The 24,617-nt window shown below is 62.8% G+C and carries 24 protein-coding genes; 16 read left to right on the top strand and 8 right to left on the bottom strand.

Annotated features, from left to right (window positions below):
- Positions 1 to 430: 430 nt before the first annotated feature.
- Genes P3T40_RS25035 through P3T40_RS25025 form a run of 3 tightly spaced genes read left to right on the top strand, consistent with a single transcriptional unit; the run spans position 431 to position 3,794 of the window.
- Positions 431 to 1,729 carry an NAD(P)/FAD-dependent oxidoreductase gene (locus P3T40_RS25035; protein ID WP_429270385.1) on the top strand — a complete coding sequence of 433 codons (1,299 nt, stop codon included), beginning with the start codon at positions 431 to 433 and terminating at the stop codon, positions 1,727 to 1,729.
- Entirely contained in the window at positions 1,726 to 2,586 is an 861-nt protein-coding gene (locus P3T40_RS25030) for a DUF1365 domain-containing protein (RefSeq protein WP_429270384.1), read from the top strand. The genes P3T40_RS25035 and P3T40_RS25030 overlap by 4 nt, the downstream gene beginning before the upstream one ends.
- Complete coding sequence (locus P3T40_RS25025; protein ID WP_429270383.1) at positions 2,583 to 3,794, top strand: class I SAM-dependent methyltransferase; 1,212 nt, start codon at positions 2,583 to 2,585, stop codon at positions 3,792 to 3,794. Before P3T40_RS25030 ends, P3T40_RS25025 begins: the two co-directional genes overlap by 4 nt.
- Positions 3,795 to 3,897: 103 nt before the next feature.
- Here the strand turns inward: P3T40_RS25025 and P3T40_RS25020 are convergent, their stop codons facing one another.
- Together P3T40_RS25020 and P3T40_RS25015 are read right to left on the bottom strand one after the other, a co-directional pair.
- Positions 3,898 to 5,193, bottom strand: a complete 1,296-nt coding sequence (locus P3T40_RS25020; protein ID WP_429270382.1) for an Nramp family divalent metal transporter — start codon at positions 5,191 to 5,193, stop codon at positions 3,898 to 3,900.
- Positions 5,194 to 5,323: 130 nt separating this feature from the next.
- Complete coding sequence (locus tag P3T40_RS25015; RefSeq protein ID WP_429270381.1) at positions 5,324 to 6,271, bottom strand: ferritin-like domain-containing protein; 948 nt, start codon at positions 6,269 to 6,271, stop codon at positions 5,324 to 5,326.
- A 559-nt stretch (positions 6,272 to 6,830) separates the two neighbouring features.
- Between P3T40_RS25015 and map the strand changes: the two genes are divergently transcribed.
- The 6 genes from map (at position 6,831) to P3T40_RS24985 (ending at position 11,088) form a co-directional block, all read left to right on the top strand.
- Positions 6,831 to 7,616 carry a type I methionyl aminopeptidase gene (gene map, locus P3T40_RS25010; protein WP_429270380.1) on the top strand — a complete coding sequence of 262 codons (786 nt, stop codon included), beginning with the start codon at positions 6,831 to 6,833 and terminating at the stop codon, positions 7,614 to 7,616.
- Between the two features lie 122 nt (positions 7,617 to 7,738).
- Positions 7,739 to 8,272, top strand: a complete 534-nt coding sequence (locus P3T40_RS25005) for a GNAT family N-acetyltransferase (protein WP_429270379.1) — start codon at positions 7,739 to 7,741, stop codon at positions 8,270 to 8,272.
- A gap of 157 nt (positions 8,273 to 8,429) precedes the next feature.
- Positions 8,430 to 9,287 carry a septum site-determining protein MinC gene (gene minC, locus P3T40_RS25000; RefSeq protein WP_429270378.1) on the top strand — a complete coding sequence of 286 codons (858 nt, stop codon included), beginning with the start codon at positions 8,430 to 8,432 and terminating at the stop codon, positions 9,285 to 9,287.
- A gap of 92 nt (positions 9,288 to 9,379) precedes the next feature.
- A complete protein-coding gene (gene minD, locus P3T40_RS24995; protein WP_007175863.1) occupies positions 9,380 to 10,195 on the top strand; it encodes a septum site-determining protein MinD in 816 nt (271 codons plus the stop codon).
- 14 nt (positions 10,196 to 10,209) lie between these two features.
- Positions 10,210 to 10,464 (top strand): cell division topological specificity factor MinE, encoded by a 255-nt coding sequence (gene minE, locus P3T40_RS24990; protein WP_074263652.1) that lies wholly within the window; start codon positions 10,210 to 10,212, stop codon positions 10,462 to 10,464.
- Between the two features lie 312 nt (positions 10,465 to 10,776).
- A complete protein-coding gene (locus P3T40_RS24985; RefSeq protein WP_429270377.1) occupies positions 10,777 to 11,088 on the top strand; it encodes a YXWGXW repeat-containing protein in 312 nt (103 codons plus the stop codon).
- Between the two features lie 362 nt (positions 11,089 to 11,450).
- On the opposite strand, the gene P3T40_RS24980 is transcribed toward P3T40_RS24985, so the two are convergent.
- Positions 11,451 to 12,884, bottom strand: coding sequence for a chloride channel protein (locus tag P3T40_RS24980; protein ID WP_429270376.1), 1,434 nt, complete (start codon positions 12,882 to 12,884; stop codon positions 11,451 to 11,453).
- A gap of 218 nt (positions 12,885 to 13,102) precedes the next feature.
- On the opposite strand from P3T40_RS24980, the gene waaC reads away from it, so the two are divergent.
- Positions 13,103 to 14,110 carry a lipopolysaccharide heptosyltransferase I gene (gene waaC / locus P3T40_RS24975; protein ID WP_429270375.1) on the top strand — a complete coding sequence of 336 codons (1,008 nt, stop codon included), beginning with the start codon at positions 13,103 to 13,105 and terminating at the stop codon, positions 14,108 to 14,110.
- A 689-nt stretch (positions 14,111 to 14,799) separates the two neighbouring features.
- Positions 14,800 to 14,925, top strand: coding sequence for a hypothetical protein (locus P3T40_RS24970; protein ID WP_283204759.1), 126 nt, complete (start codon positions 14,800 to 14,802; stop codon positions 14,923 to 14,925).
- A gap of 43 nt (positions 14,926 to 14,968) precedes the next feature.
- On the opposite strand, the gene P3T40_RS24965 is transcribed toward P3T40_RS24970, so the two are convergent.
- The 3 genes from P3T40_RS24965 to P3T40_RS24955 form a co-directional block, all read right to left on the bottom strand.
- Positions 14,969 to 15,166, bottom strand: coding sequence for a hypothetical protein (locus P3T40_RS24965; RefSeq protein ID WP_429270374.1), 198 nt, complete (start codon positions 15,164 to 15,166; stop codon positions 14,969 to 14,971).
- Between the two features lie 124 nt (positions 15,167 to 15,290).
- Positions 15,291 to 16,598, bottom strand: coding sequence for an MFS transporter (locus P3T40_RS24960; RefSeq protein ID WP_429270373.1), 1,308 nt, complete (start codon positions 16,596 to 16,598; stop codon positions 15,291 to 15,293).
- A 470-nt stretch (positions 16,599 to 17,068) separates the two neighbouring features.
- On the bottom strand, positions 17,069 to 17,593 hold the full coding sequence (locus tag P3T40_RS24955) for an energy transducer TonB family protein (protein ID WP_429270372.1): 525 nt from the start codon (positions 17,591 to 17,593) through the stop codon (positions 17,069 to 17,071).
- 203 nt (positions 17,594 to 17,796) lie between these two features.
- On the opposite strand from P3T40_RS24955, the gene P3T40_RS24950 reads away from it, so the two are divergent.
- From P3T40_RS24950 to P3T40_RS24930, 5 genes are all read left to right on the top strand, one after another.
- On the top strand, positions 17,797 to 18,411 hold the full coding sequence (locus P3T40_RS24950) for an HAD family hydrolase (protein ID WP_429270371.1): 615 nt from the start codon (positions 17,797 to 17,799) through the stop codon (positions 18,409 to 18,411).
- Between the two features lie 73 nt (positions 18,412 to 18,484).
- A complete protein-coding gene (locus P3T40_RS24945; protein ID WP_429270458.1) occupies positions 18,485 to 18,790 on the top strand; it encodes an NIPSNAP family protein in 306 nt (101 codons plus the stop codon).
- A 184-nt stretch (positions 18,791 to 18,974) separates the two neighbouring features.
- A complete protein-coding gene (locus P3T40_RS24940; RefSeq protein WP_429270370.1) occupies positions 18,975 to 19,184 on the top strand; it encodes a hypothetical protein in 210 nt (69 codons plus the stop codon).
- 245 nt (positions 19,185 to 19,429) lie between these two features.
- Positions 19,430 to 19,795, top strand: a complete 366-nt coding sequence (locus tag P3T40_RS24935) for a hypothetical protein (protein ID WP_429270369.1) — start codon at positions 19,430 to 19,432, stop codon at positions 19,793 to 19,795.
- Between the two features lie 27 nt (positions 19,796 to 19,822).
- Positions 19,823 to 20,350: a hypothetical protein gene (locus P3T40_RS24930; RefSeq protein ID WP_429270368.1), complete on the top strand. Its 528-nt coding sequence runs from the start codon at positions 19,823 to 19,825 to the stop codon at positions 20,348 to 20,350.
- A gap of 83 nt (positions 20,351 to 20,433) precedes the next feature.
- On the opposite strand, the gene P3T40_RS24925 is transcribed toward P3T40_RS24930, so the two are convergent.
- Both P3T40_RS24925 and P3T40_RS24920 read right to left on the bottom strand, forming a co-directional pair.
- A complete protein-coding gene (locus tag P3T40_RS24925; RefSeq protein WP_429270367.1) occupies positions 20,434 to 23,718 on the bottom strand; it encodes an efflux RND transporter permease subunit in 3,285 nt (1,094 codons plus the stop codon).
- Between the two features lie 436 nt (positions 23,719 to 24,154).
- Positions 24,155 to 24,325: a hypothetical protein gene (locus tag P3T40_RS24920; protein WP_429270366.1), complete on the bottom strand. Its 171-nt coding sequence runs from the start codon at positions 24,323 to 24,325 to the stop codon at positions 24,155 to 24,157.
- Between the last annotated feature and the right edge of the window lie 292 nt (positions 24,326 to 24,617).

The raw sequence follows: 24,617 nt of genomic DNA, 5'->3' as shown, positions 1-24,617 counted from the left end.
AACGCCCTTGTCCCACGGAGATAGCGATTCTGCCCCTTGGGCTTCTGCCTGCGGGCCTTGTGCGAGCCCGCGCGTGCGGGTGTCTTCCTGTCCTGTCCGAGCAGCCCGGTTAGCGGCTCTGCCACTCATGAAAGCATGGCGGTAGCCTAAGCGCTGTCCACGCGTTCGCTCCACGTCGCGGCCGCTTCCTTTCACGCGACTTGCGCACGTTCTCCGACCCACCGGTTCGTCTGCCAGTGGGAAATTATGCCCGTCCGCGTTGCGCGCCCGTCTCTTCCACGGTTCGCCTTCTTCCTGGCGGAGCCATCCCCCTGAGTCTTCACGCCGCCCTGCATCCGATCCAGCCCCTGCTGCGTATTTCGATCATGGGCGCGCAAATCAAGCCAATTCCTGCTCCTATGCACACCCGTTTCATTCCGGAGACCCAGCCATGAGTCACCCCGCTTCGAACCCCCAGCCACGCGGTCAACGGATCGCTGTCGTCGGCGCCGGCATTGCGGGACTGGCGAGCGCCTATCTGCTGTCGAAGCACAATCAGGTGACGCTCTTCGAGGCCGGCTCTTATCCAGGCGGTCACACCAACACGGTCGATGTGACGCTCGAAGGTCACACCCATCCGGTCGATACCGGATTCCTCGTCTTCAACGATCGCACCTATCCGAATCTGATCGCGCTGTTCGCCGAACTCGGTGTGCAAGCCCATCCGAGCGAGATGACGTTCTCGGTTTCGCTTGACGGAGGGCGCCTCGAATGGGCGGGCACCAATCTGAACACTGTCTTCGCCCAACGCCGCAATATGTTCTCGCCAAGCTTCATCGGCATGCTGCGCGACATCATGCGTTTTAACGGCAGCGCCGAGCGCAATCTGGACGTCGCGGTGCAAACCGGCGCGTCGATGGGTGACCTGCTGTCCGCGGGCGGTTACGGCGGTGCGTTCCAGCAGCACTACCTGCTGCCGATGGCCGCCGCTATCTGGTCGAGCGCTACCGCCGACGTTCTGAGCTTCCCCGCCACCACCTTTCTGCGCTTTTGCCTGAATCATGCGCTGCTCCAGGTCAGCCGTCGTCCGCAGTGGAAAACGGTGGTGGGCGGCGGACGCGAGTACGTGCGGCAGATTGTTAGCAAGCTCGACGACGTGCGCATCGAGACGCCCGTGCGCGGTGTGCGACGCTATGCGGATGGCGTCGACGTGTTGACAGATACCGGTCCGCAGCGCTTCGACGCGCTGGTACTGGCCACCCACGCACCCGACACGCTGGCCATGCTCGACGACGCGGACGACGCCGAGCGCAGTGTGTTGCAAGCCGTGCGCTACCAGCCGAACGTCGCAGTGCTGCATACCGATACGAATCTGTTGCCGCGCCGCCGCCGGGTCTGGTCGGCCTGGAATTACCTGGGCGGCCGCCATCTCGACGGGACGCGCCCGGTCTGCGTCAGCTATCTGGTCAATCAGTTGCAGCCGCTACCGTTCGACACGCCGGTGGTCGTCACGCTGAATCCAGTTGCCGAACCGTCGCCAGGTACCGAATTGCGCCGCTTCGTGTACGACCATCCGCTGTTCGATCTGGCCGCCATCGACGCCCAGCGCCGCCTGCCGTCGCTGCAGGGGCGGCGTCGCACCTGGTTCGCGGGTGCATGGACGGGCTACGGTTTCCATGAGGATGGCCTGAAATCGGCGCTGCGCGTCGCCGCCGATTTCGATGCGCTGCCGGAGTGGGCCAAGCTATGAACCGCGCGCCAACGGAGCGGCCGGATATCGCGGCGTGGCTGATGATTGGCCGGGTGATGCACGAGCGGCTGCGGCCGCGGCCGCATCGCTTCGCGTATCCGGTGTTCTACGTGCGCTGCAACCTGGCGCGTCTCGCAACGCTCGATAGCTGGTGGTTTGGCATCAACCATTGGGGGCCACTCAGCCTGTTTGCATGCGACCACGGTCCTTGCGACGGCAGAGATCTCGACACATGGATGCGCGCGCAACTAGTTGAGGCCGGCGTCCCGGCCGACGGCGAGATCTGGCTGCAGGCCTTTCCTCGTGTGTTCGGCTACGCGTTCAATCCGGTCAGCTTCTGGTTTTGTCACGATCGGGACGGCGCGTTGCGCGCCCTGTTGGCCGAGGTGCGCAACACGTTTGGCGCGCGCCACAGCTATCTGTTGACCTCCACCGACGGCGCGCCGATTGAAGCGTCTACCGAACTGGCTTGCCGCAAGGTCTTGCACGTATCGCCGTTCTGCCGGGTTGAAGGTGGCTACCGGTTCCGGGTGCGCGAGACGCAAAGCGCGTCATCCGTGGCCATTGACTATCGCGATGCCGAGGGCTTGCTGATCCGCACTGCGCTCGGCGGCCGTTTGCTTCCATTGACGCGCGCTGCAGCACTCGGCGCACTGGCGCGGCAGCCGTTCCTCACGTTGGGCGTCGTGGCCCGCATCCACTGGCAGGCGCTGCGACTCTTCGCCGAAAAAGTCCCTTTTTACGGCAAACATCCTGCGCCGGGCCGCGATCCCGAGGTGCCCATCCATCATCGTGGCGCGGATCATCCGCTAGAGGCCACACATCATTCTTCATCGATTGAGGAGATTCAGCCATGACGCTTTCCAGGACCCTGAGCGGCGCCCAGGCCGCCCCCGCGTCGGGCCGTTTGTTTTTGTCGTTGCTCGGGCGGATTCGCGTCGGGCACCTGGTACTCATCACGCCCGATGGTCAGCCCCGCGTGTTCGGCGATCCGCATGCAATGCCCGGCGCGCGTCTGGAGTTGCGAGACTGGCGTGCGTGCGGCGCGATCCTGCGCAAGGGCGATATCGGCTTTGCCGACGCCTGGCGTCAATCCTGGGTCGATACGCCGGATCTCGGCGCGCTCTTGCGCGTGGCGATCCGCAACGAACGCGCCTTGCAACGCACCGTCTATGGCGGCTGGCTCGCGCAAGTCTGGTACGGCCTGCGCCACCGCCTACGCCGCAATACACGCTCCGGCAGCCGTCGCAACATCCACGCGCACTACGACATCGGCAATGCCTTCTATGCCCGCTGGCTGGACCGGAGTCTCACCTATTCGAGCGCCGTGTTCGACGGGAACTTCGAAGCGTCGCTCGAAGACGCGCAGCACGCAAAATACCAGCGCATCATCGATACGCTCGGCCTGCGCGCCGGTATGCGGATTCTCGAGATCGGCTGTGGATGGGGCGGCTTCGCGCTGCATGCGGCGCGTCTTGGCATTCACGTCCACGGCGTGACCATTTCGCTCGCCCAGCTCGAATTCGCCCTGCAGCGTGTGCATGAGCAGCGCCTCACCGATCGCATCAAGCTAGAACTGCGCGACTACCGTACGCTGACCGGCCAGTACGACGGCATCGTGTCGATCGAGATGTTCGAAGCCGTCGGCGAACGGTTCTGGCCCGCTTACTTTCGCATCCTGCGTGAGCGGCTCGTACCTGGAGGCCGGGCGCTGGTGCAGACCATCACGATCGACGATTCGCACTTCGCCACCTATCGCGCCACTAGCGACTTTATCCGCGAGTACATTTTCCCGGGTGGCATGCTGCCGAGTCCGGAACGGTTCATCGCGGTAGCGAGGCGCGCGAAACTTGCGGGTCAAGTATCGCTCGCGTTCGGCCGCGACTATGCGGAGACGCTGCGCCGCTGGCGCAATGCCTTCGAGACCCAGCTCGATGCGATCCGCGCGCAGGGCTTTGACGAAACGTTCGTGCGGACGTGGCGTCTCTATCTCGCGTATTGCGAGGCGGGTTTCGACGAAGGCCGTACTGACGTGATGCAGTTCGTGCTCGATCCGGCCAAGTGAGATGCAGATGCGCGCCTTCGCTGTTTTGATGCTGCTGCCGTGGGCTGTTTCAGCGAGGGCGATTTCAGTGCGTTCGGCTTGGCGAAGCGGATTGACTTCCCGTTCACCCCAAAGTCTGCAGCAACAGCACGACATTCAAGGCCAGCACGGCAACGGTACCCGCCACCGCGCCGAGGTTCGTCAGGCGGCGGTTCCGATAGACGCCCATCAGATCGCTACGTGACGTGAACCACACCAGCGCGATCATCGGCACAGGTAGCGCGATACTCAGTACTACCTGGCTCAACACCAGCGCGTGGGTTGCATCCACGCCCCATGCGACTACCGCGAAGGCCGGCGCCATGGTGAGGAGACGGCGCACGCCGACCGGAATGCGAAAACCGACGAAACCCTGCATGATCATCTGCCCGGCCATGGTGCCCACCACCGAACTGGAGATTCCGGACGCAATCAACGCAGCAAGGAACAGCCCCGCTGCGGCGCTGCCAAGCAAGGGCGTCAGGGTATGCCACGCCGTCTCGATGCTGGCGATGTCCGCGTGACCCTGATGAAATGCACTGGACGCCATGATCACCATTGCCATGTTGATCAGGCCGGCTGCACCGAGCGCAACGACGACTTCGATGTTCGAAAACTTCAGCAGCTTTGACCGTTCATGCTCGTTGCGGGGCGTGACGCGATTTTGCGTGAGGCCCGAATGCAGGAACAGCACGTGCGGCATCACGGTCGCGCCGATGATCCCCACGGAAATGGTCAGCGCATTGCTATCGGGGATGCTTGGTCTGACGGTATGCAGAAACACCGCGGGCCAATGCACAGGCGCGATCAGCAACTCGGCCAGGTACGACAGACCGATCACGCCCACAAGTGCCGCAATCACCAGTTCAAGCGGGCGGAAACCCTTTCTCTCGAATTGCAGCAGCCCATAGGTGAGGGCGCCGGTGACCAGCATGCTCGCCATCATAGGCAGATGCAGCAGCAACGATACGCCGATGGCCCCGCCGACGAATTCGGCAAGATCCGTCGCCATCGCGGCGATTTCGCTCATGCCCCACATGGCGTACACGTAGCGGCGCGGCAACGATTCGCGGCACAGCTCAGCGAGATTGCGGCCGGTGACCAAGCCGAGCTTGGCGGATAACGACTGAAACAGCATGGCGACGATATTCGCGACGGCCACCACCCACAGCAGTGTGTAGCCGTAGCCGGCACCCGCCTGGATGTTGGTCGCGAAGTTGCCGGGGTCCATATAAGCGATCGAAGCGACCACCGCCGGCCCGGCAAAAGCAAGCATTACACGCGCTCCGCGGCGGCGGCCTGCGAGCGCTTCGCGCATGTGGAGGCAGGTTTGCTCGCTCAGTGTGAGCGGCGCGACCGCTTGAGTCATGGCTTCGTCCATGACGTCTCCTGTGTGTCGTCAACCGAGGTCAAGCTGTTGTGTGTTGTGTAGTGAAGGCCCGGCCAACGGGGCCGCAAGCGCCGTTCCTGCGATCCGTTGCCGGTATTCCAGAGGATGCTTCAGGCATGCATCAGGCGCTCATATTGAGCGCGCCGTTCACACCGTTCGGGAAGAAGCCGCCCTTCACCGCCGCCGTACTGGTCAGATACACGATGTTGAGCACGTCCGAGTACGAGCGTCCGAACGCGAGGCCGTTGCTGTCGAGCGGCACGATGTTGGACGTACCCGCTGTGGCGCCGGTGATGCCCTGGTCGTCGTTGCCGACCTGATCGAGGCTGTCGCGTGCCGCGGAGATGGCATTGGCCGCGGTGATCAGGCTCGCGGTGTCGAGGCCTTTCGCGTACAACGTTGTGCGCACGAGGCCAGCGTGATATGCCTCGGCCGCGAGAATGCCGGCCGCAGCGCTCAGGAACGTCTTGCTCGCGAGTAGCGGAGCGGCGCCTTTATAGGCAGTCACGCCGACGTCTTCGAAGATGAATGCGCCGAGCAGAAAGTTGTTGTCGCTCGCATACGGGTCGAACGCAACGCCTGAGGCGACCAGGCCCGCGGCGCGTGCCGCCACCGAGAATGCGCCATTCGGATTGGCGCCGCTCACGTCGATGGACGGCATGGCGACCGCCGCCGAACCCAGTGCGCTGCGCAGGAAGGCAACGTGCTCGCGTTCATCGTTCGCGATCTCATTGGCGTACGCCTGCACCAGCGGATCCTGGAACGGCACTTGCGCGCCGGCCATGACGGTGCCTTGAGTGCCCACGCCGGAGAGCATGCTGGCCGGCAGACCGCTGCCGGTCGTAGCATAGGTATAGAACTGGGCTTCGAGGTACTCGAGGTTGAGGGCGAAGTTGAGAATCTCGTCGTCGGTCGGGGCGGCCGTCTGAGCCATGGAGGAGATGCCGGAGCCGCCGCCGCAAGCGCTGATCAGCGTGCCGCCTACGAGACCCAGACTGAGGCCGCCTGCATTCCGGAAGAATTGTCGACGTTGCTTGCGCCGTTCGACCCGGCGATCAAATGTACCCATTAGTTCTGCTGAATTACTTTGGCTCTGTTCTGACTTTTCTGACATGACCGTGCTCCTCACATAGACCGCAGGGAAAGCCGCGCCATTCGCGACGCAAACGCGTACACAACAGGACAACTGACGCGATGCACTGACGCAAATCGCGGACACGAAGACGCATCGCTCCTCACTGACGCATCTTTGGGCAATGCAGAAGAGGCGAGTCCTCAACGCACTTTACGAACCGAATCCGCCTGTGGATGCAGCGCGCACAAAAGATATTTGCGTGCGCTCGCAGCAATTCATGCGGATACGCGGGGTTCACGCGTATGCGTGAACGTCTCGCAACGCGTTGTGCGAGGGTTCGCCATGCCATGCGTCAGTACCTCGCTGAACAGGCGTGAGGCGGCCTGAAAGTGCCCCTGCCGTCATCCTCTGTACAATTCCCTGATCGATGACCGGATTGGGAGGGGCTTGCGCGAGTGTTTAGCGCAGCAGCACGCTCCCGCCGGTTTGCCTTTCGCATACGAACGCGAGTAGCGGGTTTGCCGCCACGCGTTCACCAACCGCCTTTGATTTCATGGCCATTACCTACAAGACTCCCGACGATATTGCGGCGCTGCGCATAGCCGGACGGCTTGCCGCCGACGTGCTCGCGATGATCGGCGAACACGTGCGTGCCGGCGTATCGACGGACGACCTCGACGCGCTGTGCAACGACTACATCGTCAATACGCAGAAGGCGATTCCGGCGAATGTCGGCTACCTGGGCTTTCCGAAGACGGTTTGTACGTCGGTGAACCAGGTGGTCTGCCACGGCATCCCAAGCCGGGCCGAAATCCTGAAGGACGGCGACATCGTCAATATCGACGTGGCCGTGATCAAGGATGGCTATTTCGGCGATACGAGCCGCATGTATTGCGTCGGCAAGCCGAGCACGGTGGCGCGGCAACTGATCGACACGACCTACGAGGCGATGCTGGCCGGCATCCGCGAGGTGAAACCGGGCGCGACGCTGGGCGACGTGGGGCACGCGATCCAGAAGGTCGCGCAGCGCGATGGCTTCTCGATCGTGCGCGATTACTGCGGGCACGGCATCGGCAAGGTCTACCACGAAGATCCGCAAGTGCTGCACTACGGCCAGCCGGGGCAGGGCGTGCGCCTGAAGCCGGGCATGGTCTTCACCATCGAGCCGATGATCAACGCTGGGCGCGCCGGTACGACCGTCCTGCGCGACGGCTGGACGGTGGTCACCAAGGACCGCTCGTTGTCGGCGCAATGGGAGCATATGGTGACCGTCACGGAAGACGGATTCGAGCTGCTGACGCCCTGGCCGGACGGCACCGGCAGTTACGAGGCACCGTGAGGGGCCTGCTATAAGCGGCCGCCGTCAAGGCCGTCTGCGCACAAATCACGAAAATAAGGATTTGACTCGCGCGCCGGTTCGGTTAAAGCTACGCCTTAGTGTTACAAGGGGTTTTCGTCTGCATGAGTCCGTCATTGACCGTTCGCCGCATCGCCGCTGATCAGGGCGCAGTTTTACGCGAACTTCGTACCGCGTCGCTGCGGGAGGCGCCCTACGCCTTCGGCGAGACGCTCGAGGACGCCCTCTCGGTCGACGCCGCAACCTTCGATGTCACCGCTGCGGACCATGCGGTCTCGAACGGGGCTACGTCGTTCATCCTCTCCACCGAAGGGCATCCCGCCGGGCTGATCGAAGCGCATTTCGAAGACACCGCGGCGCGCCGCGCGTTCGTCTGTGAGCTCTGGGTGGCCCCGGCGGTGCGTCATCTGCGCGGCGGCGAGTTGCTCGTCAATACCGCCAGCGAGTGGTTAGCCGGTGCGGGTGCCGAGGAAATCTACGCGTGGGTCGCCGACGCCAACCGTAATGCCATGCGTTTTTACGAGCGCCTCGGCTTTGGCCCGACCGGCGAGCACGCCCGCACGGCGCGCTGGCCCGACCAGTCGGAAAGCCTGCTGGTGCGCCACGTGCAGCGTGCCTCGCAAGCCTCCTCCCAGTGATCCGGCGAGCGGTCCCGCCGGGTTCCGCTCCCTTTCTTCCCGCGTCGCCGCAGTGTCCTCCGCCCATGATTGGGACGCGCCGTCCATTCGTGGCTCCGAAAATACTGGCTCCTCGCGTGGACGCCTGTAAAATACGCAAAATTTTTTGCCGAACGCTATGTCGCCCAAGAAATCGCCATTTTTCGAACTCCGCAGTGGCACTGTCGACACGCTCCTGTTCGTGGTCAAGACGACCGACCTCGACGCCATGCGTGCCGAACTGACCCGGCGCTTCGAGGCGACCCCCGAATTCTTCGCTAACGACGTGGTCGCCATCGACGTGCGCCGCCTCGCCGACGAGGAGCGCGTGCCGCTCGCCGAGATCGCCCAACTACTCGACAGTGTCCGCATGCGCCCGGTGGGCGTGGTGGCGAACCCGCAGCAAGGGTGGGCCGCCGAGTCCGCCTTACCGCTGCTCGAAGCGCGCGATCGGCGTGGCGCAGGCGCCAAAGCGGCGGCCGAAGAGGACGCCCAGGGCGCTCCGGGCGCTGAAAGTGCCGCGGATGTCGAAAGCACCGGTCCGGTACAGGGTGAATTGCCGATGGACGTGCCGGCGACGGCCGTCGAGGTCGTGGCGGGCGGCCCCGCCGCGGGCGCCCAGGCAGGAGCGGCAGGCGAGGGCGCGAAGCTCGTCACCTCGTCGCAGACCACGGTGGTCGACAAGCCGTTGCGCTCGGGCCAGCGCATCTACGCCAAGGGCGATCTGGTGGTGCTGGGCCTCGTGAGCTACGGCGCGGAAGTGATCGCCGAAGGCAACATCCATATTTACGCGCCGCTGCGCGGCCGGGCGCTGGCCGGCGTGCACGGCAACCACGACGCGCGCATCTTCTGCACGTGTCTCGAGCCGGAACTGATCTCGATCGCCGGTATCTACCGTACGACTGAGAACCCGCTGCCGCCCGACGTACTCGGCAAGCCGGTGCAGATCTGGCTCGAAGAAGAAAAGCTGATGATTGAACCGCTGCGGCTCACCTGATCATCCGTTGCGCGCGCCGTGCCCGGCGCGTGCCTGATCCTGGCTGCCGCCGGACTTATTTGAACGAATTTGACGAACACAGGGTAAGGGTAATGGCAAAAATCATTGTGGTGACTTCGGGCAAGGGTGGCGTGGGCAAGACGACCACGAGCGCGAGTTTTGCATCGGCCCTGGCGTTACGGGGCAGCAAGACGGCCGTGATCGACTTCGACGTCGGCCTGCGTAACCTCGATCTCATCATGGGCTGCGAACGCCGTGTGGTGTACGACCTGATCAACGTGATCCAGGGCGAAGCCAATCTGAACCAGGCGCTGATCAAGGACAAGAAGTGCGAGAACCTCTTTATCCTGCCGGCTTCGCAGACGCGTGACAAAGACGCGCTGACGATGGAAGGCGTCGAAAAGGTCATCAATGACCTGATCGCGATGGACTTCGAATACATCGTCTGCGATTCGCCCGCTGGTATCGAATCGGGCGCGCTGCTGGCCATGCACTTCGCCGACGAAGCGCTGATCGTGACGAACCCGGAAGTCTCTTCGGTGCGTGACTCGGATCGTATTCTGGGCATTCTGTCGTCGAAGACCAAGCGCGCTATCGAAGGCAAGGAGCCGATCAAGGAACATCTGCTGATTACGCGCTACAACCCGAAGCGTGTCAGTGAAGGCGAAATGCTCTCGCTTACCGACATCCAGGAAATTCTGCGTATCGATCTGATCGGCGTGATTCCGGAATCGGAAGCGGTACTGCATGCGTCGAACCAGGGCTTGCCGGCCGTGCACCTCGACGGCACAGATGTCGCTGAAGCCTACAAGGATGTCGTGTCGCGTTTCCTCGGCGAGCAGAAGTCGCTTCGCTTTACCGATTACCAGAAGCCAGGCCTCCTGCAGCGCCTCTTCGGCACCAAGTAAGGGGAGCGCACGTAATGTCGATTCTTTCGTTTTTGCTGGGCGAGAAGAAGAAGTCCGCGTCAATAGCGAAGGAACGCCTGCAGTTGATCATCGCGCATGAGCGCGCCGGCGGCCATGCGCCTGCCGATTATCTGCCTGCGTTGCAACGCGAACTCGTCGCCGTGATTTCCAAGTACGTGAAGATTTCCGATGAGGATATTCGCGTCAGTCTCGAGCGCCAGGACGATCTCGAAGTGCTCGAGGTCAAGATTGAAATTCCGCAGGCCTGATTCTCCAGAAGTGTGGTCTGTATGAACTGTGTCGCGCACCCGTTGCCTTGACGTGGACGGGTGCTTCAGTGCGATGCGCTTTGTTCTCGTCCCGTCTTTTCTGTTGCTTCTCCACGCCCCTCGTTGCGCCCCGCCTGTTCCGCCGCTTGCCCCCTGACACGTCCCTGTCGCGGTGGTTTAATAAACCGCCTACGCGCGAAATATTCCGTTGCACTTGAGGGACGCCCGTTACGTCTGCCACGTCAGCCAAAACGACGTCTCGCGCATTAAACGGATAACGCCTTCACTGGCGCTTTTTACCAAGAGGGGAATATGAACAAAACTTTTCGCTTGCTGCTCGCTCAGGCGGTGTTGATCGCCGCGGGCGCCTCGGTCGTCGGTTCGGCATCCGCCGCTGAAGTCGTCGTGATTGCGCCGTCCGCTCCGCCGCCGGCGCGCTACGAAGCGATGCCCGCACCGCGGCATGGCTTTGTGTGGGATCACGGTCACTGGCGCTGGGATCACGGCCGCTATGTGTGGGTGCCGGGTCACTGGCAACCCGAGCGCGTCGGCTACCACTGGGTGCCGGGCCACTGGGTCGCACACGGTCCGAACTACCACTGGGTTGAAGGGCACTGGGCCTGAGTCTTCTCTACGACGCGTTGTTTTCACAACGCGCCAAGGCGGTCCGAGAACTGGCTAAGCGCTGCGTGACGGCATACCACGCCTGAGTGAATGCCCGCGCAGCGCAGCGGGCCCGATACGGCCCGCATACCACCCATACATTGAGCACACAGCCACGCCGCGCGCCATCGGCGTGCTGGCTGGCTGCGCGCTCGCGGAGAGTAAAAATGAAACGGAATTTATTGGCCATCGCCTTGCTGGCGATCACGCTGGCCGGCTGTGTCGTCGTGCCGGGGCGACCGATGTATGTCCGCGCGACACCCGTCGTGATCTATTGATCAGACGATTGAAGACGTGAACGACGCGCCTCGCGATCAGACAAACTAGCGGGGTGGCGTGTCGGCTTTATCGGCTGCATCTGCCACATCCGCTTCCTTCGCTTCCTTCGCTTCCTTCGCTTCCGGTTCGTCATCGATCAGCGCCTCGGGCACTTCCGGGACCGGCGCGGGTGTCGGTTGCGGAAGGGGCGCCATATAGCGCTGCGATAGCGCTTCGTACAGCGGCGGTGCAAAGAAACGCGAGACACGGCTGGCGATCAGCGACGTCGCCATCAGCGAGATCACGAGCGCGTGGCCGTTGATCATCTCCATCACGATCACGAACGACGTAATTGGCGCCTGCGTCACTGCGGCCAGGTAACCCACCATGGCGAGTGCGATCAGCATCGGCAATTGCATGCTGCCGAAAACCATGTGCAGCAGATTGCCGAAACCCGCGCCGATCGACAGTGATGGCGCGAAAATCCCGCCCGGGATGCCCGGCAGATACGAGCCGACCATCGAGATCATCTTCAGGAACGAGTAGAACACCGACAGTTGCTCGCGCCCATCGAGCAGGCCGCGCGCTTCCGCGTAGCCGCTGCCGAAGGTCACGCCGCCCGAAATCAGGCCGACGAAGGCAATCGCCAGCCCGCACAGCGCGGCAAACGCGACCGGGCGCTCACCATGCAACTTGCGCAGCGGTGCGGGGATCCAGCGCGCGGTATTGAGTATCAGCCAGCAAAAGAAGCCGCCGGCGATCCCGGTCACGACCGCGGTGAGGACGACGGCTACCGCCAGCAGATCTGGGAAGTGCGTACCGATCTCGATCGTGCCGAAATAGGTGTAGTTGCCGTTCACCCCGAGCGCGATCACCCCCGCGATGATGATCGCGGTAATCAGCACGCCGCTCGCGCGGGCTTCGAAGCTGCGGGTGAGTTCCTCGATGGCGAAGACGATCCCGGCAAGCGGCGTATTGAACGCCGCCGACAGACCGGCCGATGCACCGGCCAGCACGAGTTGCCGCTCAATCAGCGCGTTCGAGCGCGGGTAGAACCGCCGCAGGTTGAACATCAGGGCCGCGCCGACCTGCACGGTCGGTCCTTCGCGGCCGATCGTAAAGCCGCCGAGGATGGCAAGGAACGACACGAGGATCTTGCCGAACATGATGCGGAACGACAGCAGGCGCTCGCCGTATTCACTAGGTTTGGCGTGCAGGGTGGCGATCACCTGCGGAATACCGCTCCCTTCCGCGCCGCGAAAGAATTTACGCGTGAGCCATGCGCACAGCGCAGCGACGGCTGGCGTCACGAACAACGGCAGCCAGATATGCCGGTGTTGCATGGCGCGGAACTCGGCGTAGCCGAAATCGATGAGCTTGGCGTAGAGCACCGCGGTGAGGCCAACGACAATGGCGCCGAGCCAGAACACACCGTATTGGCGCCACAGGCGGCGCGTGCGTCGGGCGACGCTGGAGGAGAGAGGAGGGAATGCCCGCATGAGGTAATTGCTCAGGCAAAGCGTGAATTATAGCGATCGGACGGGGCGTTTGATCGTATGAAAGCAGATTGAAATAAATGTGACAGGTAGCCCGGTTGAGCGATAATCCGCCGTTCGCCTTGCCGGGCCGCGCTGCAGTAAAACCGCCGCCGCGTGTATATGATGAAAGCATGGTCGGCTAAAATAGCGGTGCGACCGAAACTATGACGGGCTACTTAATGAAGCGAATTCTTATCGTCAAGGTGACTTCACTAGGCGATATTGTGCAGGCCCTACCGGTCATTGCCGACATCAAGCGTGCATTTCCAGGCGTGCAGGTCGACTGGGCCGCAGACGAGGCATTTGCCGAAGTGGTTCACTGGAGCCAGAGCGTAGACCGCGTGCTTTTTGCACCGCTGCGCCGCTTCAAAAAGTCACGCCGCTGGGTGGATCTCAAGGCGATTGCAGCATCCATCGGCGAGTTGCGGGCCTACCGCTACGATTGCATCATCGATATTCAAGGCGTCTACAAGAGCGCGATCATCGCCTTTCTGGCCCGCTCGTCGCGCCGCTTCGGCTATCGCAACAAGGACCTGGGCGAGCTCGGTGCCGCGTTCGCTTATACGGGCCGCTTTGGTCCGCGCCCACCCGGCAACGCCTGGCAAGGCATGCGCATCAGCGCGGGCGAAGCGCTGGGCTATCAGCCGGAAGGGCCGTCCGTCTACGATATGAAGCTGCCCGAGGATGGCACCGCGCCGTTCGAGGCCGGGGACGCACCCGTCGCGGCGCTGTTTCACGCCACCTCGAAAGACGACAAGAAATGGCCGGTCACGCACTGGGCCGCCGTCGGAAACGAACTGGTGCGGCGCGGTTTTCGTATCGTGTTGCCGTGGGGCTCGTCCGGCGAGCGTGAAGAAGCTGTCGCCATCGCGGCACAGGTGCCGGGCGCAACCGTTTTACCGCAGATGAGCGTGACCGGGATCGCCCATATGATCGACGCCTGCTCGCTCGTCATCGGTACGGACACGGGCTTTGTCCACGTCGCCCATGCCCTGCAAAAGCGCACGGTGATGATCTTTGTCGCGACCTCGCCTTCCCACTTCGGCATTGAAGCGCCGCATCGCTCCATCTCCATTGGCGACGGTCATTCGGTGCCGCCCGTGAGCGAAGCCTTGCAGGCCATCGACTACGTGCACAGCGACCCGCTTGACGCCACTGCGGTGAAGCGTCCGGTCACTGCCATCTGATTCGTTTCTGCCGGGCCGCCGTTTGCGCGCCTCACGGGCGTGAGTGAGAACAGGTGGCCCGCGTCTCGTCAAAAGAAAAAAGGCGTGACGTACAGCCCACCCAAACCAGCGAGCGCTGCCACGGCACGCCTCTAAAAGCGCCCGCGTCGGGGAACGACGGGCGGAGAGGATCCTGCAATGAACACAACAGAACTTCACTCATAGAGACTGCTTGTGGCACGCTGAGTTCAATCGCGCCCAGCCGTACCGGTCCGTTGGTTGCCGCTCCAGGCCGGCGGGAAGCAGGCGCGGTACGGGCGCATTACATGGCTGTTAAAAGTGTCGCTTTTCGTAGGCTCCCTACACGCAGCTTACGAATGGCATATGCCTATGGATTGGGCCAAGCAAGCCTGAATGCAGGGCGCGTTTCAATGCGCCTCGCCGGTGCTGGCACACACCGAGCGCCCGTCAGAGCGCCTCAAGCGGCGGCCGCCGCCGGGGCAGTGTGGCGTCGTCGTATTGAGACCGGCGTATGCGAGACCACCGCGACGATCTTTACTTCGGGCGCGGCATCCATCCGGGACCCGCAAAACCTGTAACGCCGCGCAAATCATCGCTTACAAAATGCAACGCCCGCACAGGGCCGCTTCGTGTCCAATCAACAGCATTCGAGGCTCACTCGACAAACACTGAAACGATTGGAGAACGACGTGAAACGCTTGACGCTAACTTTGATTGCAGGTGCATTGCTGGCTGCTGCGCTGGGTGGTTGCGTAATAGCACCGGCACCGGGTTACTACGGCGGGGGCTACTACCATCATGGGTACTACTATTGATCCGTGCGGGGAGTCGTAGCGTGCGCGGCAAGCCGGCAGACGCCTAGCTCAGCATCAGCTCGAACGCCACCACCGCGACGATGGCCGCCGCGTTGGCGGCGAGCGCTTCGAGTACGATCGCTTTCCAGCTGGAAGGGCGGAAACGGATGGCCAGCAGCAGCGAGCACAAGAGTGCCAGCGCAATGATCATCACGACGTCTGAGTTCTGGAGATAGAGCCTCACCGTGGCCTCCCTGCTCATCGGTTATGTGACTTGAGTATAAGCAAGTCAAAAAGCCGTGCAAGAGGGGAAACGCACCAGGTGAAGGAGGTGGGCGAGGCTGCCCGCGCACCTGCGCGGCGGGCAGTTCATGCCAGGTTCGCGCTTACATCAAACGGGTGTCGCGCGTCTCGTGCATGCACAGCACACCGAACAGACTGACGGCGGCGGCGATTGACACGTAGGCGCCGACCCACGACAGCCCTCCGTGCGCGGCCAGCACCTGGGCAATGTACGGCGCCACCGACGCGCCGAGAATCCCGCCCAGGTTGTACGACACGCCTGCACCCGTATAACGCACGTTGGTCGGAAACAGTTCCGGCAGCAGCGCGCCCATCGGCGCGAAGGTCACGCCCATCAGGAACAGTTCGATCACGAGGAACAGCAACACGAGCGGCATGGAACCGCTGCCGAGCAGCGGCGCCATCGTGAAGCCCGACAGGATCGCCGCGATGATGCCGACGATCAACACCGGCTTGCGGCCGTAGCGGTCGCTCGCCCATGCGGACAGCGGCGTGGCGAGCGCCATGAACAGTACTGCGACGCACAGCAGGCCGAGGAAGTTCTGACGCGGAATGTGCAGCACCGACACGCCGTAGGAGAGCGAGAACGTCGTCGCGTTGTAGAACAGCGTGTAGCAAACCACCATGGCCAATGCACCCAGCAGCGTCGGCCACCAGTATTGCGAGCAGAGCGTCGCAATCGGCACGCGTACCCGTTCTTCGCGTTCGATCGCGGCACGGAAGGCAGGCGTCTCAGCGATCTTCAGACGCACATACAAACCGAGCGCGACCAGCACCGCGCTGACGATGAACGGCACGCGCCAGCCCCAGCTACGGAACTGTTCGTCGGAAAGCGAGAGTGCCAGGCCGAAGAACAGCCCATTGGATGCCAGAAAGCCGATCGATGGCCCAAGCTGCGGGAACATGCCGAACCAGCCGCGTTTGCCGGCCGGGGCGTTTTCGGTGGCGAGCAGCGCCGCGCCGCCCCACTCGCCGCCGAGCCCAATCCCCTGGCCGAAGCGCAGGATGCACAGCAGGATCGGCGCGAGGCTGCCGATCGAGTTATAGCCGGGCACGAAACCGATCAGCGTGGTCGACACGCCCATTACCAGCAGCGAGGCGACGAGGGTCGATTTGCGGCCGATGCGGTCGCCGAAGTGGCCGAACAGAAACGAGCCGATCGGTCGCGCGACGAACGCAATGCCGAAGGTGACGAACGCGGAGAGTGCCTGCGCGGTAGCGGAACCGTGCGGGAAGAACACCGGTCCGATGACGAGCGCGGCGGCCGTCGCGTAGACATAGAAATCGTAAAACTCGATCGCGGTGCCGATGAAGCTTGCGAAGATGATCCGCGCACTGCTGTTTTGACCGGCCGCGTCAGGCTGGGCTGCGGATATCGGCGAAGTGGACATTCAAGGTCTCCAGTTTCGTGATGCAGCGTGGCGCGCCCGGTAGGCGACGCGCTCGTACAGCATCGTATTTTGTTTGCACTCGTGTGCGCCGCGGCGCTCGGCGGCCAGCCATGGCCGCAAGTTGCGCGGGCAACGATTCGACAGCTTACAACGACGGACGATGGCCGGCGTGCCGGGCTACGGCTGTACCAGGGAAAAACCAGGATGGAGCGCAGCGTCGGTGACGGCGGTGACAGCGGCCAGACAGAGGGGTGCAAAGCGCGCGGGTGGCGCGGCGACGCGAAGGGCGGACTGCGCAGCGCCGGCGGGTGAGCGGGCGGCGACAGCCGTACCGGAAGGTTCCGGCGGGGATGGGAAAATTATAGCGTGAGGGTGCCGGAGCTGTGCGGCAAGGGAGCAAGGTCGAGCGGTGGCAGCGCATCGACGTGCAAGGCAGTTCGGCACTGGCGAATGCGTGCAACGACCTGCTTTCAATCGATCGTTTGTGCTTGCGGCGAGGCGAACTCGCGGAGCTGGAACTTGCCGTTGTCGTTGAACAGCCAATCCTCGAACAACTCGACCTGGCCGCGTGCGTTGAGCAGTTTGGCGGGCGGCAGCGGCAGCGGCGACGCGCGGCGCAGGGTCGCGAGCGCGGTGCTTTCGGCTTCGTCGTCGCCATTGGTGCGATACACGGCTGATTGCAACACCTGGCCGTCGCGGTCGACCGTGAAGGAGACCACCACCAGCGAACGCAGCATCGGCTGCAGCGTGCCTTGCAGCACGTAGGACGGATTGCGATCGAGGATGCGTCGCGCGACCGCGATGCGGTATTGATCGAGCGTCGCGCTATTCACCGCGGCAGGAGGTGTGATGAGCAGCGGCCGATCTGGCGGCGTGATCGTGCAAGCGGCCGCCGCGAGCGCAACAGCAAGCGTGAGAGCTGCGCGGCGTGCGCGCGACAGCCACGAGCCACCGGCTGATGTGATGCAACGAACTGGGCGTGTGCGGGTGAGCATCGCAGGAGAAGCTCGAGAGCAAGACGTATCTTCATGGTAGTCAAAACCCGCCAGGTTTCAATGAGCATTGGCCCTGAATAGCGTGCTTCGGATGCTTGCCGGGCGATCCGTGCACAGGCCGTCCAGGTGGCGTAGATACGACCGACGGTCTCTGTCAGAATCGTGAAGTCATTGACCTGTGCGATTCCCTTTCGACGGACGCCATGAACCCACCCATCTCACTGGTCCTCTTCGACCTCGACGACGTGTTGTGCCACTACGACCGTTCAGCGCGCATCGCGCATATTGCGGCCGTCGTCGGCCATGATGCGCAAGCGGTCCGCCAGGCGATCTGGGACTCGGGTCTCGAAGGGCGCGCCGACGCGGGGCTGGTTAGCGATGCCGACTACATTGATGAACTCGGCGCGCTGTTGAGCTATCCGCTCACGCTCGACGATTGGCTCGATGCGCGGCGTGCCGCGATGACGCCGGACCCTGAGGCGATTGCCCTCGCGCAAGCGGTCGCTGCTCACAATAGGGTTGCGGTGCTCACCAACAACTGCTGTCTGCTCGCCGATTACATTCATTATTTATGTCCGCCTGTCGCCCAGGTGTTCGGCGCGCAGGTTTACGCGTCGGCTTCGTTCGGCGCCGCGAAGCCTTCCCCCGAGCTGTATCGGCGTTGTGTGGCGCATCTCGGGGTGGCGCCTACCGAGACGTTTTTTATCGACGATGTTGAAGCGAACGTCGCAGGTGCGATCGAGGCAGGCCTGCGTGCTTACCGATTCATCGGCAACGAAGCGCTTGCACGCGAACTGGCTTACCATCGCTTGCTGTAGTAACGCGGCTATGGGCGCGCCGGGCAGTCTGCGCATGCCAAAAGTCACTCAAAAGCTCCAAGGAACCTCAACGATGATTACCTGCTATCTTCGCTACATCATTGATCCCTACAAGCTCAAGGAGTTCGAGCATTACGGCAAGCTTTGGATTCCACTCGTCGAAAAATTCGGTGGCCAGCATCACGGCTATTTCATGCCGTCGGAAGGCTTCAGCAATGTTGCGCTCGCGATGTTTACCTTTCCCTCGCTGGCGCTTTACGAGGAGTACCGTAACAAGTCCTTCGCTGATCCCGATTGTCTGGCTGCGGTGGCTTACGCCGAGCAGACGCGCTGCATCGTCAGTTACGAGCGTAGTTTTTTCCGGCCTGTATTCGGGTAAGCCGCTTTTTGCCGGGATGTCGGCGAATGCGTCGCCGCGCAGTGAGCGGGCGGGTGGCCGCACGATCGAATCGTGCGTCGAACGTGTAACTTCGTAACGTCGCGAAACAAGATCGTAGCCAAACTGTAGCTTCGGGTCTCTAGGATGTCGACATCGCCTATGCATTGACCAACGGAGGTGTCGGATGCTGAGCCATCACGAACTCGCGACGCTCATGTCGATCCGGGATACCGGGCGGCATCTGGAAGAACTCGACCCTGATGTTCTTGCGTTGCGCCACTATGAGCTTGTCGAAGTACGCACGCACGACCGTCACGGCTCGACACTGCAATTGACCCGGCGTGGCCGCGAGCTGCTGCAGCGACTGCATCTGCACGGCGGCCGGTTGCAATAGGGACGTTTCACGCGCCATGCGGCACACCTGCTGCCACCTCACGGCATCTGCATCCCCGTAAGGCGCCTCGGCCCGGCGCGTTGCGGAACAAATCCTGCTGCTCCGTTCATGACAAACACCTTGCGATGTAATGCGCTGAAAAATACGCAAGGTCTTAAGTAATTGTATTGCGGCTCGGAGTGGAATAGCGTTCAGTAGTACTTTGGGACACCATGTCGGTGCCGGTTTCTGTCGTGGAGAGTGTTGTGAAAAGGTTGAATATTTTGCTCGGAGTGGCAGCCGCGGCGATGGTCTGTGCGAGCGGCGTGGCAAATGCAGCACATGTGGGGGTGTTCATCGGGGGTGGAGGCTATTACTACGCGCCAGGGCCGTATTACTACCCGTACCCGTACCCGCCGGCGGTCGCAGTACCGGTACCGGTTCCGGCGCAACCGCAGGAGTACGTGGAGCAAGGGCAGGCCGGTGCGGCTCCGGCGCAGGCCGCGCCCGGGCAACAGAGCGCCACCTGGTACTACTGTGACGACTCCAAAACCTACTACCCGTACGTGAAGTCTTGCTCGTCGGGTTGGCGTCCGGTGCCCGCGCAGCAGTCGCAGGGCCCTGCAAATTAAAAAACGCAATACCGCAAAGAGAAGCAAATGAAATATTCAAGGTTAGCTTTGATTGCCTCGCTGAGTTTTCTCGGCGCGTGTTCGGTCATGCCTCAGGGCCCTAGCGTCATGGCGCTGCCCGGTACCGGTAAGACTTTCGACCAGTTTCGCGCTGACGATAATTCATGTCGGCAATTCGCGTTTCAGCAGGTGGGTGGGGCAACCACCAACCAGGCGGCGACCAACAGCGCGGTGGGTAGCGCGGTTGTCGGCACGGCGCTCGGTGCGGCGGCCGGTGCGGCTTTCAATGGCGGCAGCGGCGCTGCGGTTGGCGCAGGTGCTGGCTTGCTGGCTGGCACCCTGTTCGGTGCAGGGGCTGCGCAGGGTTCGGCTTACGACGTCCAGCGCCGCTACGACTATGCGTACCTGCAATGTATGTACGCGAACGGTGACCGGATTCCGGTGCAGGGTCGGATGCGCACCATGCAGTCCTCCGGTGAGGGTAGCGGTTACGTGACCGCGCCGCCGCCCCCGCCGCCGGGCTCCCCGCCGCCGCCTCCGCCCGGCGCGTATTGACCGGATCGAAACTGCCCGAGGTGTTTCACTCGAACGCGGCTGCCGCTTCCAACGGCAGCCGCGTTGTCATTGGGGCGGTGGTTTCAGGCCGCCGCGCGGCGCTGGCCCCGCGAGCGCATCCGGGACTGCAGGCGGTCGATATACAGATAAACCACCGGCGTTGTGTAGAGCGTGAGCAACTGGCTGACAATCAGCCCGCCGACAATCGAAATGCCGAGCGGCCGGCGCAGATCGGCACCCTCGCCGTGGCCGAAGGCCAGTGGCAGCGCGCCGAGTAGCGCGGCGCACGTCGTCATCATGATCGGCCTGAAGCGCATCAGGCTGGCGCGATAGATGGCATCGCGCGGCGACATGCCTTCACGCTCGGTGTCGATGGCGAAATCCACCATCATGATGGCGTTCTTCTTGACGATGCCGATCAGCAGGATCACGCCGATCAGCGACATGACCGTGAATTCGACATGAAACGCCATCAACGCGAGCAACGCGCCGACACCCGCCGAGGGCAGCGTGGAGAGAATCGTCAGAGGGTGGGCGTAGCTTTCGTACAGGATGCCGAGCACGATATAAACCGCCGCGAGCGCCGCCAGAATCAGCAGCGGCTCGTCCGACAGCGATTGCTGGAAGGTGCGCGCCGTGCCCTGAAAACCGCCGTGAATCGAACTGGGCATGCGAATCTCGGCCATGGTGCGCGCGATCGCGGCGACGGCGGTGGAGAGGGGCTCGTTCGGCGGCAGGTTGAACGAGATCGTGGTGGCGACGAAATTGCCTTGGTGATTGACACCGAGCGGCGTGTGGCCCGGGTCCCAGCGAGCGAAGGTGCTGAACGGAATCATGGTCTCCAGCGCCGTGCTGACGGAGGTGCCCGCCGAAGCGCTGGAATGCCCGCTGGCGGCCAGCGAATTGATCGCGAGGTTGCGCGCCGAGTCAGCGGCGATCTGGGCTGCGGTGGTTGCGGAGGTGGGGACGCTGGAACTGCTCGAGCTCGTGGCCGTCGAGACCGTACCGGCCACCGCATTGGTCGATTGCGTGCCGCTTGGCGTGCCGCCTGAGGTGCTCACGTACAACTCGTCGAGCGTCTCCGGATGCTGCCAATAGCGCGGCGCCACTTCCATCACGACGTAGTACTGGTTCAACGGGTTATAGATCGTCGACACGAGCCGCTGGCCGTACGCGTCATAGAGCGTGTTGTCGATCTGCGATGGCGTGATGCCGAGGCGCGCCGCGGTGCCGCGATCGATATCCACATTCGCTTCGAGGCCGCCTTGTTGCTGGTCCGAGTTGACGTCCTCCAGTTCGGGCACGTTTTGCAGCGCCTGCGTGAGGCGCGGCGCCCATGTGTAGAGTTCGGCGGTCGAATCGCCTAACAGCGTGAACTGATATTGCGCGTTGCTCTGCCGGCCGCCCACGCGGATGTCCTGCACGGACTGCAGATACAACCGGCCGCCCGGTACGGCGTTGAGCTTCGGGCGCAGCCGGGCGATCACCTCGTCAGCGGTTTCACTGCGTTGCGACAGCGGCTTGAGCGCCACGTAGACGGAACCGGTGTTGGTCTGCCTGCCGCCGGTGAAGCCGACCACATTCTCCACGGCCGGATCGTCGCCAATGATCTTCATGACCTGTCTGAGCTTCGGCTCCATCGCCTGGAACGACGTACTCTGGTCAGCCTGGATGCCGCCGGTCAGACGTCCCGTGTCTTCCTGCGGGAAAAAACCTTTGGGAATCGTCACGTACAGGTAGACGTTCAGGGCCATGGTGGCGACGAGCGTCATAAGTAGCAGAAACGGATGGCGCAAAGACCATTCGAGCGAGCGCGCATAGCCGTCATTCAGGCGCTGCAACGGCACGGCAAACAGCCGGCCGACCCGGGTGGACGTCTTCGGCCCGGCGGTGCGCAAAAGCCGCGAGCATATTACGGGCGTGGTGGTGAGCGAGACCACCAGCGACACGGCGATGGCGAGCGACAGCGTCACCGCGAATTCGCGGAACAGGCGGCCGATGATGCCGCTCATCAGCAGGATCGGGATGAACACCGCGACGAGCGAGATTGAAATCGACAGCACGGTGAAGCCCACCTCGCGTGCGCCGACCAGCGCCGCCTGCATGCGCGGCATGCCGGCCTCCATGTGGCGGGCGATGTTTTCCAGCACGACGATCGCGTCGTCGACCACGAAACCCGTGGCGATGGTCAACGCCATCAGCGAGAGGTTGTCGATCGAATAGCCGAACAGATACATGAAGCCGAACGTGCCGATGATCGACACCGGTACGGCCGCACTCGGAATCAGCGCCGCGCGGCCGCTGCCGAGGAAGATGAACACGACGAGGATCACGAGACCTACCGCAATGACCAGCGTCGCTTCAGTGTCGTGCAGCGAGGCGCGGATCGTGGTTGAGCGGTCGGACGCTTCGATGACGTCGACGTCAGCGGGCAACGCGGGCTTGAGTTGCTCGATCTGCTTGCGCACGCTGTCGACGGTGCTGATGATGTTGGCGCCCGGCTGGCGGTACAGCATCACGAGCACGGCCGGCTGGTTGTCGCGCGCGAGGCCGAGGTTGCGCAGGTCCTCGACCGAATCGACGATCTCGCCGACATCGGAGAGCTTGACCCCCGCGCCGTTGCGATACGCAATGATCAGATCCTTGTACTGGTCCGCGATGCGCGCCTGATCGTTGGCGTAGAGCTGATAGCGCTGACCGTAACTTTCGATAATGCCTTTTGGACTGTTGGCGTTGGCCGAGGCGAGCGCGGCCCGCACGTCTTCAAGACCGATGCCGTAGTGATAGAGCGCGGTTGGATTCAGCTCCACGCGTACCGCCGGATTGGCCGAACCGTTGACATCGACCTCGCCGATGCCGGGCAACTGGGACAACGATTGCGCGAGAATCGTCGAGGCCAGATCGTAGAGCTTCGGGCGTGGCAGCGTGTGCGAGGTGAGCGCGAGAATCAGGATCGGCGCGTCGGCGGGATTGACCTTGTGATAAGTCGGATTGCTGCGCAGGCTGGACGGCAGATCGGCGCGCGCCGCATTGATGGCCGCTTGCACGTCGCGCGCCGCGCCGTTGATGTCGCGATCCAGCCCGAACTGCAAGGTCACGCGCGCTGAACCCACCGTGCTTTGCGACGTCATCTCCGTCACGTCGGCAATCTGTCCGAGGTGCCGTTCAAGCGGACTCGCGACGCTGTTGGCAACCGTGTCGGGGCTCGCGCCCGGCAGGCTCGCCTGCACGGAAATAGTCGGAAAATCGACTTGCGGCAGCGGAGCAACGGGGAGTTTGATAAACGCGAAGACACCGGCGAGCGCCACGCCCAACGAAAGCAGCGTGGTCGCAACGGGGCGTTCGATAAAGGGACGTGAGAGGTTCATCGACAGGAGGAGGGGGCTGGCGAGGCAGCGTCTGTCGATGCTAGAGGACGAGATTCTTGCGGGCGTTACCTGCTTTTTTCCACGGGTTACGGGGTAACGGCCAGGAAATAATTGTCAGCTTCGAGCCCGCAGAATCAAGCGCGGGTGATGGCTTGATCACAAGCGGTAATGAAGCGGGCGGCTTAGCGCGGAACTACACGCGTGGTATGCGCTTCGCCCCTCAACTGGCTCCAGGTTGCATTGCGCCGGTGTAATCGTCCGAAACATAGCTGCAACACTGCGGCGCTCAAATCCTTCTACACTGCAATTGCCTCTCTCAAGGAGGCATCGGTGGAAGGTCTTTATTTTGCCCGCTTCGTGCGGGCATTCTTTTGTGCCTTTCCACCGGAGTGTGACGCGCACCGCACAACGCTAGAGCGTGGCGATGCGCGTGTGCTTACCGGCGCCAGCCGCCACCCCAACCGCCGCCCACGCCAATCCCGACGTTGACCGCTGGCGGTGCATAGTATCCGTACGCTGGACCGTAGCCATATCCGTACGGTGCGGGTGCGACAACGCAACCACCGAGACTGGCTGCAAGTGCGATAAGCGCGATGACTCTGAGCATGATGATCCCTCCTTTGTAACTTGGAGCCACGCACCGAGGCCTTCGTTCGGGTCGACTCGAGCTGTCGTATAACGGCGCATTACGCGGCTGATGACGCGGATTCCGCCTGTGGGGCGGTTGCGCTGTGTGCGCCGCGACAATGGGGGGCGAGCCCTATTTACAGATGCTTACGTTCCATGTGGTCTGACGAATGCGCCATTGCGCTGAAAACGCATGGTCGTTCGACGGTTACGCTTGTGGAAAGTCCCAGGTGTTGCGCGCGCGCTACCTTGCAACGCATGCGGCGTTGCTA

Origin of the sequence: Paraburkholderia sp. EB58 (assembly GCF_050436665.1) — a bacterium.
Lineage (GTDB): Bacteria > Pseudomonadota > Gammaproteobacteria > Burkholderiales > Burkholderiaceae > Paraburkholderia.
The sequence above is the reverse complement of the archived record's forward strand: the minus strand, read 5'-3'. Positions and strand labels throughout refer to the sequence as shown.